Consider the following 14520-nt stretch of genomic DNA (forward strand, 5'->3'; position numbering starts at 1 on the left):
CCTCAATCGCAGGAGATAGAGCGGTTTTGTAGGACAATCCGACCAAAATTCCCTTTTTTCCGGGTACTTTGTAGGACACGTCTTAAGATGCCTGCGGCAATCTCTGGTCTATGCAGGTATGCCAGGCGTGGGTGAAGTCGCGCAGGCGACCTTGGGGGTTGAAAATCTGTCGCCAGATCCGTGCCAGCGCGAGAAGGTCGTCGGCGGCAGGCAGTGGCGTGGCCTGCTCTTCGACGAGCATCCAGGCAATGGCTGTGGAATAGCGCAGGTTGACGGTGAGTTCCAGATGCGGGCCGCCGAGGAAGGCGTGCTGGCTGGCCAGGCCGCGGACCAGGCTGGCCAGGTCGGGGTCACGGGCAAGGTAGTCGTCCCAGATTGCCTGGTGGCGGTGTTCGCCGATGCGGTACAGGCCATGCCCACGTCGGTCGTGCAAGGCCGACCCCAGGGCCGACTGGCTGGCGGCGATGCCCAGCAACAAGGCTTCGGCGCTGGCGCAGTGACGGTTCAGGTAGACCAGAGTGGGTCGTATCACATACTGACACAATTCATTCGCCGCGATACCCATGATGCCCTCGAGCAGGTAAGGGCCGGACGGGCGCTGGAGCTTGGCAGCTGGTGAGTGATCAGGCCCGCCGGAAGCGGTAAGCACCGCTCGAGTTGAAGTCTAGTGTGATAATCGTGGTGTAAAGGGCTGTTTTTAAATCAATTGCTGCCTGACGTACCGGGCTATATGCCTTAAGGCAATTATGCCTGGAACATTCAGGCAGGCTTGCGATGGAATGATTCAGCGCTTGAATACCGCAGTATTCGCCGCTCACGCGGTGAGCGACTGGCGGGTTCGGGCGATGACCGCCTGCAGCGGTTCACTGCGGCTGTACTGTTCGGGGTACAGGCGCTCGGTGTGGCAGGCGACGCCGTGTTCGTCTACCAGGGTGAAGCTGAAGCTGCCTTTGCGAGGGGCAACGATAAGGCACTTCAACGGCGAGAAGGCCTGGGAGAGGGTGCCAATGGCAGCCTGAATCTGATGATGAGTTTGCATATTGTTGGAGGTTCCTGCTTTAAACACGGGGTTATGATCCGTGCATGATAGAAACGTTCCAGTGACGCCTTTATTAAGGGACGAACGAACCTGACTGGAACAGGGCAGCCAGAGGGAGCGCAATCAAAAGTGGGCGCATGGGCTGACTGGTAGGTACTTCAGAGGGCAGGCAGCACGCCGGGGCCAAGGTTCTAGGCCGTCGGTGTGGGATCCTGATCAATTGTCACGTGATTCGTGCTTGAACAGCGCAGGGCTGGCGAGTGAATCATCGAAAAGGCCGGTCCTGGTTTCAGCAGCGCCACTCTTGGGGGGAGCAGGTCTGCAAGGACACTTGAGGCCAGAATTGACTTTCAGCTTGGTACTAACGAGCGGCACCTTACCGAAAATACAGGCGCTTGGCAAGCCTTTCATGTTTGTTCGGGTGAGCCGAGCAGTATGGCGTGTATTTGCACCGCTGGGAAGAGGGGGTAAAAGGCCCGCAACCGGCCTGATGTACCGATTTTGTGCACTCAAGTGAAGGTTTATGGTGCACTTGTTCACATTCCGGGCAGCGCTTGTAACTGCCCGGCAACACGCCGCGACAGCCTCGCCAATGCCTTGACTGGGCGGTTAAGTCAATGAAAAAAAACACTATTTTTAGCTGGTGAAAAAATCGTCAGTTTGACCGAAAGCCCCAATTTACGGGGGTTTGCGGGGTATGGGAGGGGGTTGTCCACCGAGTTATCCACAGGAACTGTGGATTGTCCCACGCGCTTGCTCTAGGACGGGCGTGCCAGCAATACAGCGAACTGTCCGACAATCGACATGCTCGGAGAGACCCGTTGGTCATCCACTTGAAAACGTCAAGAAAAGATCGTTGAAAATTTTTTCAATTCTCCGGAAATCGAAAGGCCAGGGCGCTGAAAAAAGGGTAGAGTGGCGCGCCTTTCGAGTTGCCAAACCTGTTGCTCATGAAGTTTCGCGGTAAACACCTCGCCAGCCCCGCTGCATCGACGCCTGCGCCTCCCCCCAAACGTTTCTCCCTCAAAGTGGCCTTGTGGCTGCTCGACAACCCGCGCCTGGGTGACAAGCCGCAGGTCAAGCACCTGGCCGGGCGCCTGTTGAAGCAGCCGGCGCGCCAGGGTGTGGTAGTGGCGCAAAGCCGCCTGGGGCAGATGTTGTGTCGTGATTGCGGCAATGCCCGTGACCGGCGTATTGGCCATGAACTGCTGCGTCAGGCCGCCCGCGCCGGTGATCGGCGGGCGCAACTGGAGTATGCGCGGCTTTGCCAGCACAGCGAGCCGGAGCAGGCGCGGTACTGGCTGGAGCTGGCGGCGGGGCAGGGGTTGCAGGAAGCGCGGCGGCTTTTGAGGCAGTGGTTCCGTGCCTGAGGTGGGTTGCCTGTTCTGGCCTCTTCGCGAGTAAACCCGCTCCCACCGGAATAGCTATACCTCGGATACTGTGCAATCCCTGTGGGAGCGGGTTTACCCGCGAAGAGGCCGGAACAGGCAACACATCGCTCAGGCTGATAAGCTGCGCTGCATTCATCCAGGATCATTCGGGGTAAGCATGACAGTGGATCTGGCCAGCATTCTGCTGGGCTTGGTGGCAGGTGCATTGCCCTGCCTGGGTTGGGTCATGCAGGTGCAGCGCCGACAGGGCGCGCGACAAGGCGAGCAGGCCTTGCTCGAAGAGCGCCTCAATGCTGCCCAGCTGGCCCAGGCCGGCCTGCAGGCGCAACTGGACGCTTGCCGCGACGAGGTCAGCGACCTCAGCGAAGCCAACACCGTCAAGCAGACCCAGCTGGCCGCCCAGGGCCGTGAGCTGGAACTGCTGCAGATCGAACGCGACAACGCCCGGGACGCCGCCCACGCCTGGAACCTCGAGCGCGCCAACCGCGAAGCCGAACTGCGCCGCCTGGAGGCCCAGACTGCACGCCTGGACGCCGAACTGCGCGAGCAGCAGGAAAGCCACCAGCAGCGTCTGGAGGACCTGCAGGAAGCCCGCGATACCCTGCGCGCCCAGTTCGCCGACATGGCCACCAAAATCTTCGACGAGCGCGAGCAGCGCTTTGCCCAGACTAGCCAGCAGCATCTCGGCCAGTTGCTCGACCCGCTCAAGGAGCGTATCCAGGCCTTCGAAAAACGCGTGGAGGAAAGCTACCAGCAGGAAGCCCGCGAACGCTTCTCGCTGGGCAAGGAGCTGGAGCGTCTGCAGCAACTCAACCTGCGCCTGTCCGATGAAGCCACCAACCTGACCCAGGCCCTGAAAGGGCAGAAAACCCAGGGTAATTGGGGGGAACTGATCCTCGAACGGGTGTTGGAGCATGCCGGCCTGGAAAAGGGCCGCGAATACCAGACCCAGGTCAGCCTGAAGAGCGCAGACGGCGAGCGCTTCCAGCCCGATGTGCTGATCATGCTGCCCGGTGACAAGCAGGTGGTGGTGGATGCCAAGGTCAGCCTCACCGCCTACCAGCAGTTCGTCGCCGGCAACGACGAGGCTGCGCTCAAGCAGCATGTGCAGTCGCTGCGCAGCCATGTCAAAGGCCTGTCGAGCAAGGACTACAATCGCCTCGAAGGCCTGCATAGCCTGGATTTCGTGCTGCTGTTCGTGCCGATCGAGGCAGCTTTCTCGGCGGCCCTGCAAGCCGAGCCGAACCTGTTCCAGGAAGCCTTCGACCGGCAGATCGTGATCGTCAGCCCGACCACCTTGCTCGCTACCCTGCGGGTGATCGACAGCCTGTGGAAGCAGGAACGCCAGGGCCAGAACGCCCGCGAGATCGCCGAGCGTGCCGGCTGGCTGTACGACAAGTTCGTACTGTTCATCCAGGACCTGGACGAACTGGGCAACCGCTTGCAGCAGGTGGACAAGGCCTATGCCGCCGCGCGCAACAAGCTGTGCGAAGGGCGCGGCAACCTGGTCAGCCGCAGCGAACAGCTGAAGCTGCTGGGCGCCCGTGCCAGCAAGAGCCTGCCGGCCGACCTGCTGGAGCGGGCGCTGTCCGACGAGGCGTTGCCGGACGAAGCGCTTACTGAACCAGGCTCAGATGGCGATTGAGCAGGGCGCGCAGGGCCGCCGGCTTGACCGGCTTGGCCAGGTAGTCCAGGCCCGAGGCATGCACCATGGCGATGGTTTCCTTGCTGCCGTCGGCGCTGATCACCACGCCCGGCACCGGTTCACCCAGGCGCGCGCGTAGCCAGCCCATCAGCCCGGTACCGGTCTCGCCGTCGTCCAGGTGGTAGTCCACCAGCGCCAGGTGCGGGCGCATGCCCTTGGCCAGCAGGGCTTCGCATTCGGCGCGGTTGCGCGCGGTCCACACCTGGCACCCCCAGCGGCTGAGCAGGCTGTTCATGCCGATCAGGATGCTGTCTTCGTTGTCCACGCACAGTACCTGCAGCCCGGCCAGCGGCTGGCCGCCCTGTTCCACTGGGGCGCTGGGCACCGGCGCGGCCTGGCGGGCAATCGGTACGCTGACGCGGAACACCGTGCCCTTGCCCGGCCACGAGCGCACTTCCAGCTTGTGTCCAAGTACCCGGCACAGGCCATCAGCGATCGCCAGTCCCAGGCCCAGGCCCTTCTCGGCGCGGGTCTGGTGGCTGTCCAGGCGCTTGAACTCCTGGAAGATCACCTGCAGTTTGTCGTCGGCGATGCCCGGGCCGCGGTCCCACACCTCAAGCCACAACTGTTCACCCTGGCGCCGTGCGCCCAGCAGGATCGGGCTCTTGCCATAACGCAGGGCGTTGGTCAGGAAGTTCTGCAGTACCCGGCGCAGCAGCTTCATGTCGCTGTCCACCCGCAGGCGGCTGCCGCGCAGGCGGAATTCCAGGCCCTTCTCGGCGGCCAGCACCTTGAATTCGGCGCCCAGGGTGTCGAACAGTTCGTTGAGGGCGAAGGGCTTGGCATCCGGGGTGATCTTGCCGTTTTCCAGGCGCGAGATGTCCAGCAGGTCGCTGATCAGCTCTTCGGCCGAGCGCAGCGAGCTGTCCATGTGCTGTACCAGTTGCCGGGCTTCTTCATTCATGCCCTCGGCCTGCTGCGACAAGGCGGCGGAGAACAGCCGGGCAGCGTTCAGCGGCTGCATCAGGTCGTGGCTGACCGCGGCCAGGAAGCGGGTCTTGGACTGGCTCACCGCTTCGGCACGGCTCTTGGCTTCGGACAACGCCTGGTTCAGTTGCGACAGCTCGTGGGTACGCTCCGCCACCCGTTGCTCCAGGCCTTCGTTGGCGTCGCGCAGGGCCTGCTCGGCCTCGCGGAACGGGGTGATGTCGGTGAAGCTCATGACGAAGCCACCGCCCGGCATTGGGTTGCCGATCAGTTCGATCACCCGGCCATTGGGGAACAAGCGCTCGGAGGAGTGCGCACGGCCCTGGCGCATCCAGTGCAGGCGCCGCGCCACATGCACCTGCGCCTCGCCGGGGCCGCACAGGCCACGCTCGGCGTTGTAGCGAATGATGTCGGCAATCGGCCGGCCCACGCTGATCAGCCCGTCGGGATAGTTGAACAGTTCCAGGTAGCGGCGGTTCCAGGCCACCAGGTGCAGGTTCTGGTCGACCACGCTGATACCCTGGTTGATGTTTTCGATGGCGCCTTGCAGCAGGGCGCGGTTGAACTGCAGCACCTCGCTGGCCTCGTCGGCGATACGCACCACGTCTTCCAGCTGCATGTCGCGGCCTTCGATGGCGGCCTTGACCACGGCGCGGGTCGATGAGGTGCCGAGTACACCGGCCAGCAGGCGTTCGGTGTGTTCGATCCAGTCGCCATCGGCGTTCTGGTTGGGGTTGAAGCCCTTGCCCTGGCGGTAGGCGAAGCGGATGAAGCTCTGCCGGGCGCGCTCCTCGCCGACAAAGCGTGAGGCCAGGGTCAGCAGGTCGTCGATCTGCACCGCCAGCAGCGGCTTGCTGCTGGGCCTGGCGCTGGTCTGCTGGCCGATGAAGCGGCCGGCCTGCCAATGCTCGGAAACCCGTGTGCGCGACAGCACCGAGAGCCAGGCGAACAGGGTGAAGTTGCCCGCCAGTGACAGCACCACGCCCTGGGTCAGCGGGCTGATCGGCAGATTCAGCGGGTTGCCGTGCAGCCACGCCAACCCTGGGAACAGCTGCAGCGACCAGCCCACGCTGTGCGCGGCAATTGGCAGCACCAGGGTGTAGAACCACAGGAAAATACCTGCGGCCAGGCCGGCGAACACGCCACGGCGGTTGGCCTGCTTCCAGTACAGCGCACCGAGCATGGCCGGGGTCAGCTGGGTCACGGCGGCAAAGGCGATCTGGCCGATAGTCGCCAGGCTGGCGGTGGAGCCCAGCAGGCGGTAGCTGACATAGGCCAGCAGCAGGATCACCACGATGGTCACCCGGCGAACCGAGAGCATCCAGTGGCGGAACGCCTCGAATGGCCGCTCGGCGTTGGTACGGCGCAGCAACCAGGGCAGCAGCATGTCGTTGGAGACCATGGTCGACAGCGCCACGGCCTCGACGATGACCATGCCGGTTGCCGCCGAGGCGCCACCGATGAATGCCAGCAGGGCCAGGCTCGGGTGTGCTTCGGCCAGCGGCAGGCTGATGACGAACGAATCCGAGATCACCGTGCCCGGCAGCAACATCTGCCCGGCCAGGGCGATAGGCACCACGAACAAAGCGGCCAGCGCCAGGTACATCGGGAACACCCAGCGCGCCAGGCGCATGTCCTGGGGTTCGATGTTTTCCACCACGGTGACGTGGAACTGCCGTGGCAGGCAAATGATCGCCATCATCGCCACGGCGGTCTGCACCACCATCGACGGCCAGTTGATGGTCTCCTGCCAATAGTCCTGCAGGTGGATCGACTGGCGGGCCTGGTTGAACAGGTCGTCGAAGCCGTCATACAGGTTGAAGACGACGAAGATGCCGACGGCGAGGAAGGCCAGCAGCTTGATCAGCGATTCGAAGGCAATTGCCAGGACCATGCCACGGTGGTGTTCGGTCACGTCCAGGCTGCGGGTACCGAAGACGATGGCGAACAGTGCCAGTACCAGCGATACCACCAGCGCGGTGTCCTGCACGCGGGTGCCTGTGGCGTCGGCATTGGCGCCGATCAGCAAGTTGACGCCGAGCACGATGCCCTTGAGCTGCAAGGCGATGTACGGCAGCACGCCGACCAGGCAGATCAGCGCCACGACTACCGCCAGGGACTGCGACTTGCCGTAGCGCGCGGCGATGAAGTCGGCGATCGAGGTGATGTTCTGTTGCTTGCTGATCAGCACCATCTTCTGCAGCACCCAGGGCGCGAAGATCAGCAGCAGCACCGGGCCCAGGTAGATCGGCAGGAATGCCCAGAGCTGTTCGGCGGCCTGGCCGACCGCGCCGAAGAAGGTCCAGCTGGTGCAGTACACGGCCAGCGACAGGCTGTACACCCAGGCACGCAGCTTCGGCGGCAACGGCGTGCTGCGGCGGTCGCCGTAGAAGGCGATGGCGAACATGATGGCCATATAGGCCAGGGCGACCACGGCGATCAGCCCGCTGGACAACGACATGAAGACTCCGAAGCAAAAAGATAACGCGGTCCCGATCAATCAGTCTGGCACGCAGGTGCCGCTTCGTCAGCGCAGACGATGGTCGCAGTGGCAGGTGGTCGCAGGGTTCTCTTTAACCTGTGCCGGCCCTTTCGCGGGTGAACCCGCTCCCACAGGTACTGCACAGGCTTCGAAAGCGGCGCAGTCCCTGTGGGAGCGGGTTCACCCGCGAAGAGGCCAGCAGAGCAAACATCATCCTTTACGGGTACCCAGCCAATAAAACACCCCTGCCAGTATCACCGACAACACCAGCAGGTAGAAGATCGCCCCCGGCCACAGGTGCACCAGGGCAAACCCCACCATCACCGGCCCCAGCGCCGCGCCGAGGTTGGACAGGTTCTGCGCACCGTAATACACCCCACGCAGGTGCTCCGGCGCGATCAGGTCGATGAACATGTACTCGGCCGGGATCACGATGATCTCGCCCAGGGTGAACACCAGCATCGCCAGACACCACGCCAGCGCCGAGCCGGCCAGGGCAAAGCCCAGCAGCCCGGCGATGAACAGGCCCATGCCGGCCAGCAGCCAGGGCATCAGGCGCTGACGGCTGATGCGTCGGCCAATCAGGTACTGCAGGGCAATCACCGTCACCGCGTTGGTGGTCACCAGGTAACCGACCAGGCTCGCTGCTTCGGCCGGGCTGCTGGTCACCACCAGGTACTGCGACAGGTAGGCGGTGAACTGGCCGAACACCACTGCGCTAAGCACCCCGCCCAGGGTGAAGCATACCAGCCGCCGGTCACGGGCCAGCCCCAGCGCCACCTGGGCAAAGCCGACCCCGGGCTTGTCCGGCGCACTGGCCTGCAGGCTGCGATCACCCAGGCGCCAGTAGGCCAGGCACATACTCAGGCCTAGCAGGGCAGAGGCGATGAACGGCATATGGTCGTTCAACTCCAGCATGGCCACGCCCAGCAGCGGGCCGGCCGCGTAGCCGACGTTGCTGAGGGTGTACTTGATGGCGAACACTTCGGCCCGTTCCTCCACCGGCAGCAACGCGCAGAAGCCCGCCTTGGCGGCGATGTCGACCACTGCCAGGGCCAGGTTGATCAGGACCAGGCAGAGAAAGAACAGCAGCGCCGAGTTGCTGACGACCGCGCCGACGAAGGCCAGGGCAAACAGCAGGGTGCTGGCGCTGACCAGTGTGTGGTTGCGCAAGGTATCCACCAGGTGACCGCCATACAGGCTCAGCAGCGAGGCGATGATCAGCGCGCCACCGATCAGCAGGCCGATCTGGCTGATCGGCAGCTGGAAGTTGTCGGCCAGGTACACCACCAGGTAGGGCAGGGTAAGGGCGCGGGCGACAGTGAGGGTGAAGGTGGTGGTAAGCAGCAGGCGAACGGTGTGCGGGTAGCGTTTTATGGCGGCGAGCATGACCACATCCTTGTTGTTCTGTTTTGCCGGAGGGGCAGCATATGCCAACAGAGGCCTGCTGCGCAGGCCTTTCGCGGGCACGCCCGCTCCCACAGGTACGGCGCTGCCCTCAAGGCATGTGATATTCCTGTGGGAGCGGGCGTGCCCGCGAAAGGGCCGGTACAGTCCTCCAAAATCCTCGAGCGCTTGCCAGCCAGCGTATTTCCCATGCAGATTTGTGGCTTGTCGCGCCCGGCGCGCCTCCAATTGAAAAGCCCTCAGGACCAAGGACGATGAGTCACTCCTCGCAATTCACCTTGCTCGGCAAGCGGCGTTTCCTGCCGTTTTTCATCACTCAGTCGCTGGGTGCCTTCAACGACAACCTGTTCAAGCAGTCGCTGATCCTGGCGATCCTGTTCAAGCTCAGCCTGGGCGACGGTGACCGTTCGATCTGGGTCAACCTGTGCGCCCTGCTGTTCATCCTGCCGTTCTTCCTGTTTTCGGCGCTGGGCGGGCAGTTTGGCGAGAAGTTCGCCAAGGACGCGCTGATCCGGGCGATCAAGCTGGCCGAGATCGCGATCATGTCGGTCGGCGCACTCGGTTTCATCACCAATCACCTGGGGCTGATGCTGGTGGCATTGTTCGGCATGGGGACCCACTCGGCACTGTTCGGGCCGGTGAAGTACTCCATCTTGCCGCAGGCCCTGCGCGAGGAAGAACTGGTCGGCGGCAACGGCCTGGTCGAAACCGGTACCTTCCTGGCCATCCTCGCCGGCACCATCGGCGCCGGGGTGATGATGTCGGCCGACAGCTATGCCACCGTGGTGGCCGGTGGCGTGGTCGGCACCGCCGTGCTCGGCTACCTGGCCAGCCGCTGGATCCCGCGGGCCGCTGCCGCCTCACCGCAAATGCCGCTGGACTGGAACATCTTCAAGCAGTCGTGGGCGATCCTGCGCATGGGCCTGGGGCAGCCGCCGGCGGTGTCGCGTTCGATCGTCGGCAACTCGTGGTTCTGGTTCGTCGGTGCCATTTACCTCACGCAGATCCCGGCCTACGCCAAGGACTGGCTGCACGGTGATGGCACGGTGGTGACCCTGGTGCTGACCTTGTTCTCGGTGGGGATCGCCCTGGGTTCGCTGCTGTGCGAGCGGCTGAGCGGGCGCAAGGTGGAAATCGGCCTGGTACCGTTCGGCTCGTTCGGCCTGAGCCTGTTTGGCCTGCTGTGGTGGTGGCACTCCGGCGATGTACCTGCTGCGGCAGTACCGCACGACTGGCTGACGCTGTTGGGCATGGGCCAGGCCTGGTGGATCCTGCTGTCGATCGTTGGCCTCGGGGTGTTCGGCGGCTTCTACATCGTGCCGCTGTATGCACTGATCCAGGCCCGCACCGCCGAAGACCAGCGCGCTCGGGTGATTGCAGCCAACAACATCCTCAATGCCCTGTTCATGGTGGTCTCGGCAGTACTCACCATCATCCTGCTGGGCCTGGCCGAGTTGACCATCCCGCAGCTGTTCCTGGTGGTGTCGCTGCTCAACATCGCGGTCAACGCCTATATCTTCAGGATCGTGCCCGAGTTCACCATGCGCTTCCTGATCTGGCTGCTCAGCCATTCGATGTACCGCGTGCAGCACCGCGACCTTGAGCGCATCCCTGACGAAGGTGCGGCGTTGCTGGTGTGCAACCATGTGTCGTTCGTCGATGCACTGCTGCTGGGCGGGGCGATCCGCCGCCCGATACGCTTTGTCATGTATTACAAGATCTACAGCCTGCCAGTGCTCAACTTCGTGTTCCGCACCGCAGGCGCCATCCCGATTGCCGGGCGCAACGAAGACCAGGCCATCTACGAGCGTGCTTTCGCGCGCATTGCCGAGTATCTGGCCGATGGCGAGCTGGTGTGCATCTTCCCGGAGGGCAAGCTGACCGGGGACGGCGAAATCGATGTGTTCAAGGGCGGCGTCAACCGCATCCTCGAAGAAACTCCGGTGCCGGTCATTCCGTTGGCGTTGCAGGGGCTGTGGGGCAGCTTCTTCAGCCGGGACCCGGCCAAAGGTTTTTTCAAGCGCCTGTGGTCGCGGGTGACCATCGTGGCAGGCGCCGCCATCCCGGTGGAAGCGGCGCAGCCAGAAGCGTTGCGTGAGCAGGTCAGCCGCCTGCGCGGCGACCTCCGCTAGGGGGCGTTAGCTGGCGCTGACTTTCAGGCCGACCAGGCCGGTAACGATCAGCGCCACGCTGGCCAGGCGTACCAGGGCCATGGACTCGCCGAACAGGATGATGCCGGCGATCACCGTGCCAACGGCGCCGACGCCGGTCCAGATGGCATAGGCGGTGCCCAGCGGCAGCTCTTTCATGGCCAGGCCCAGCAGGCCCAGGCTGATGGCCATGGCGGCGACGGTGAGGACGGTGGGCAGTGGTTTGCTGAAGCCGTCGGTGTATTTCAGGCCGACGGCCCAGCCGACCTCGAACAGGCCGGCGAAGAACAGGATGATCCAGGACATGGAGCGTCTCCATCGTTGTAAATGATGGGGCCGTCCCCGGAATGGTCACGCGGTGCGTCGCGAGGTCGTCCTCGCAGTGGGCTCCATGGTGCACATATGCAGCCCTCTGGGCAAGCCTGTGCGGGCCTCTTCGCGGGTAAACCCGCTCCCACAGGATTCTCCACAATTTTCATACCTGCGCAGTACCTGTGGGAGCGGGCGTGCCCGCGAAAGCGGCAGTGCAGGCAACATCAATGCCTGGCCGGCTCCCCACCTTCAGCTTCGGCCACAGGCTCCCCCATGCGCCGGAACCAGGTCGACAGCAGCGCCCCGGAAATATTGTGCCAAACGCTGAACAACGCACTCGGCACCGCAGCCAGCGGCGAAAAATGCGCCGCCGCCAGTGCTGCGCCCAGCCCGGAGTTCTGCATGCCCACCTCCAGTGCCAGCGACTTGCGCTGGGCCAGTGGCAGCTTGCACAGCCTGCCGGTCAAGTACCCCAGCAAGTAGCCGAAGCTGTTGTGCAATATCACCACCGCCATGATCAGTAGCCCCGACTCGGCGATCTTGGCCTGGCTGGCCGCCACCACCGCGCACACGATCATCACGATACTCACCACCGACACCAGCGGCAGCACCTGCACCGCCGCCTGCACCCGGGCGCCAAGCAGCCGTTGGGCCAGCACGCCGAGCACGATCGGCAGCATCACCAACTGCAGGATCGACCAGAACATGTCCATGAAGGACACCGGCAGCCAGGCGGAGGCGAGGAACCAGATCAGTGCCGGGGTCAACAGCGGGGCGAGCAGGGTGGTCACCGCAGCGATCGCCACCGCCAGCGCCAGGTCGCCCTTGGACAGCCAGACCATCACGTTCGACGCCGTGCCGCTCGGGCAGCAACCGACCAGAATCACGCCTACGGCGATTTCCGCCGGCAGGTGGAATAGCTGGCACAGCAGCCAGGCCACGCCCGGCATGATCACGAAGTGCGCGACCACCCCCAGCATCACCCGCCAGGGCTGGCGGGCGAGGGCGGCAAAGTCATCGAGCTTGAGGGTGAGGCCCATGCCGAACATCACCAGCCCCAGCAGCGGCACGATGGCCACCTTCAGGGCGATGAACCATTGCGGTTGCAGGAAGGCCAGCACGGCGAACACCAGCACCCACAGGGCGAAGGTGTTGCCGACGAAGCGGCTGAGGGCGGCGAGGGCACGCATGGGGCAAGTCCTTTTCCATTTTACAGCTTCAAGAATTTCACTGGCCTCTTCGCGGGCAAGCCCGCGAAGAGGCCAGTACTGTCTGAGGATATCTCCCAGGCCAGCACCGGCATTTCAAAACACATCAGACCCCTTGCGGAATCTCTTCCCCACCCAGCGCCTCGAACAGCACCGGCAGGAATTCGGCAAAGGTCATCATCATCAACTGGAAGCTGGCATCGAACTGCTGGGCAGCTTCGTCGCCACCATCCTGCTCGGCCTGTTCCTGCAGCAGCTCTTCGAACTTCAGGCGCTTGATCACCATCTTGTCATCCAGGATGAACGACAGCTTGTCCTGCCAGGCCAGGGCCAACTGGGTGACCACCTTGCCAGTGCTCAGGTGCAGCTGGATTTCCTCGCCGGTCAGGTCCTGGCGCTTGCAGCGCACGATGCCGCCGTCTTCGGCGGTGTCGCGCAGTTCGCATTCGTCCAGCACATAGAAGCCTTCGGCAGCTTCCTGCGACTTGACCCAGTCGGTCATGGTGGCAACCGGTGCGATTTTCACGGTGGCCGGGCGCACCGGCAGCGAACCCATCACTTCACGCAGGGTCGACAGCAGGTCTTCGGCACGCTTGGCGCTGGCCGAGTTGACCAGGACCATGCCCAGGCGCGGGGCGATGGCGGCGAAGATCATCGAGCGGCGAATGAACGCGCGCGGCAGGAAGGCCTGGATGATCTCGTCCTTGATCTGGTCGCGTTCCTTTTTATAGACCTTGCGCATCTGCTCGGTCTCGATCTCTTCGACCTTCTCCTTCACCGCGTCGTTGACCACGCTGCTGGGCAGAATGCGCTCTTCCTTGCGTGCGGCAATCAGCAGGTACTCGCCGCTGACATGCACCAGGGGAGCGTCTTCGCCTTTGCCGAACGGCGCGACGAAACCATAGGTGGTCAGCTCCTGGCTGGCGCAGGGGCGGGCTGGCTTGCTGGCCAGGGCCGCTTCCAGCGCTTCAGGCTCGAATGGGACATCCTGGGTCAGGCGGTAGGTCAGCAGGTTCTTGAACCACATGAGGGGCAATCTCTCCTTAATGCATAAGGCGGGCATTATTCTCCGAGCGGTGCTCTCAGGCCAACCCTGTCGGAGTGCCAGTAGCGGTTGCTGGAGGTAAAGATGCGCGTAGCAACGCTAGGTCTTTGAAAGGCCTGAGGTTTTTTTTGAAAAAAGTTAAAAAAGTGCTTGCCAGGGTACAGGGCCGTCCGTAGAATGCGCGCCACACCGAGACGAAGGGTGATTAGCTCAGCCGGGAGAGCATCTGCCTTACAAGCAGAGGGTCGGCGGTTCGATCCCGTCATCACCCACCACTCGATGTTTAGCGCAGCGGTAGTTCAGTCGGTTAGAATACCGGCCTGTCACGCCGGGGGTCGCGGGTTCGAGTCCCGTCCGCTGCGCCATATTTCACTTCCAGGGCCTACTGAACACCCGGAAGTAACAGAGAAAGCGACCTTAGGGTCGCTTTTTTTGTGCCTGTGATTTGGTGTTTCGCCGAAATTTGCAAAAAGTTCGATAAGTGCTTGCCAGAGCGTAAAGTCGCCCGTAGAATGCGCGCCACACCGAGAGACATGGGTGATTAGCTCAGCCGGGAGAGCATCTGCCTTACAAGCAGAGGGTCGGCGGTTCGATCCCGTCATCACCCACCACTCGATGTTTAGCGCAGCGGTAGTTCAGTCGGTTAGAATACCGGCCTGTCACGCCGGGGGTCGCGGGTTCGAGTCCCGTCCGCTGCGCCATATTTCACTTCCAGGGCCTACTGAACACCCGGAAGTAACAAAGAAAGCGACCTTGGGGTCGCTTTTTTTGTTTCTGCATTGAGCAAAAAACCAACAGGCGATGCCTGGCCCCTGTGGGCGCGGGTTTACCCGCTCCCACAGAGGATCTGTAGC

General features: G+C 63.2%; 10 protein-coding genes and 4 tRNA genes. 7 read left to right on the top strand and 7 right to left on the bottom strand.

Features of this window, described 5'->3' with window-relative positions; all coding sequences use genetic code 11:
- Positions 1–82: 82 nt before the first annotated feature.
- Together MKK04_RS06230 and MKK04_RS06235 are read right to left on the bottom strand one after the other, a co-directional pair.
- Positions 83–565, bottom strand: a complete 483-nt coding sequence (locus MKK04_RS06230) for a hypothetical protein (protein ID WP_025338041.1) — start codon at positions 563–565, stop codon at positions 83–85.
- A 249-nt stretch (positions 566–814) separates the two neighbouring features.
- Positions 815–1039, bottom strand: a complete 225-nt coding sequence (locus tag MKK04_RS06235) for a hypothetical protein (protein ID WP_003257337.1) — start codon at positions 1037–1039, stop codon at positions 815–817.
- 950 nt (positions 1040–1989) lie between these two features.
- Here MKK04_RS06235 and MKK04_RS06240 point away from each other — a divergent pair.
- Positions 1990–2409, top strand: a complete 420-nt coding sequence (locus tag MKK04_RS06240) for a tetratricopeptide repeat protein (RefSeq protein ID WP_241106347.1) — start codon at positions 1990–1992, stop codon at positions 2407–2409.
- 292 nt (positions 2410–2701) lie between these two features.
- The gene (gene rmuC, locus MKK04_RS06245) at positions 2702–4075 is read left to right on the top strand and encodes a DNA recombination protein RmuC (protein WP_207829543.1); all 1374 of its coding nucleotides are present in this window, start codon (positions 2702–2704) and stop codon (positions 4073–4075) included.
- On the opposite strand, the gene MKK04_RS06250 is transcribed toward rmuC, so the two are convergent.
- Both MKK04_RS06250 and MKK04_RS06255 read right to left on the bottom strand, forming a co-directional pair.
- On the bottom strand, positions 4047–7523 hold the full coding sequence (locus tag MKK04_RS06250; RefSeq protein ID WP_241106348.1) for a hybrid sensor histidine kinase/response regulator: 3477 nt from the start codon (positions 7521–7523) through the stop codon (positions 4047–4049). The genes rmuC and MKK04_RS06250 overlap by 29 nt on opposite strands.
- Positions 7524–7754: 231 nt before the next feature.
- Positions 7755–8933, bottom strand: coding sequence for an MFS transporter (locus tag MKK04_RS06255; protein WP_241106349.1), 1179 nt, complete (start codon positions 8931–8933; stop codon positions 7755–7757).
- Between the two features lie 272 nt (positions 8934–9205).
- Between MKK04_RS06255 and MKK04_RS06260 the strand changes: the two genes are divergently transcribed.
- Positions 9206–11083 (top strand): 1-acyl-sn-glycerol-3-phosphate acyltransferase, encoded by a 1878-nt coding sequence (locus tag MKK04_RS06260; RefSeq protein WP_207829242.1) that lies wholly within the window; start codon positions 9206–9208, stop codon positions 11081–11083.
- Between the two features lie 6 nt (positions 11084–11089).
- On the opposite strand, the gene sugE is transcribed toward MKK04_RS06260, so the two are convergent.
- The 3 genes from sugE to rdgC form a co-directional block, all read right to left on the bottom strand.
- Positions 11090–11407 (bottom strand): quaternary ammonium compound efflux SMR transporter SugE, encoded by a 318-nt coding sequence (gene sugE, locus MKK04_RS06265; protein WP_023379200.1) that lies wholly within the window; start codon positions 11405–11407, stop codon positions 11090–11092.
- A 230-nt stretch (positions 11408–11637) separates the two neighbouring features.
- A complete protein-coding gene (locus MKK04_RS06270; RefSeq protein WP_233687915.1) occupies positions 11638–12603 on the bottom strand; it encodes a bile acid:sodium symporter family protein in 966 nt (321 codons plus the stop codon).
- A gap of 124 nt (positions 12604–12727) precedes the next feature.
- Positions 12728–13648 carry a recombination-associated protein RdgC gene (gene rdgC / locus MKK04_RS06275; protein ID WP_207829237.1) on the bottom strand — a complete coding sequence of 307 codons (921 nt, stop codon included), beginning with the start codon at positions 13646–13648 and terminating at the stop codon, positions 12728–12730.
- 217 nt (positions 13649–13865) lie between these two features.
- On the opposite strand from rdgC, the gene MKK04_RS06280 reads away from it, so the two are divergent.
- The 4 genes from MKK04_RS06280 to MKK04_RS06295 all read left to right on the top strand — a co-directional run bounded on the left by MKK04_RS06280 (position 13866) and on the right by MKK04_RS06295 (position 14367).
- Positions 13866–13941 (top strand) — tRNA-Val (locus MKK04_RS06280).
- A gap of 13 nt (positions 13942–13954) precedes the next feature.
- A tRNA-Asp gene (locus MKK04_RS06285) sits at positions 13955–14031 on the top strand.
- Positions 14032–14201: 170 nt separating this feature from the next.
- Positions 14202–14277, top strand: a tRNA-Val gene (locus tag MKK04_RS06290).
- A 13-nt stretch (positions 14278–14290) separates the two neighbouring features.
- Positions 14291–14367: transfer RNA gene (locus MKK04_RS06295), tRNA-Asp, on the top strand.
- The last annotated feature ends 153 nt before the right edge of the window (positions 14368–14520 follow it).

It is taken from the genome of Pseudomonas sp. LS.1a, assembly GCF_022533585.1.
In the GTDB taxonomy this organism is placed as follows: domain Bacteria; phylum Pseudomonadota; class Gammaproteobacteria; order Pseudomonadales; family Pseudomonadaceae; genus Aquipseudomonas.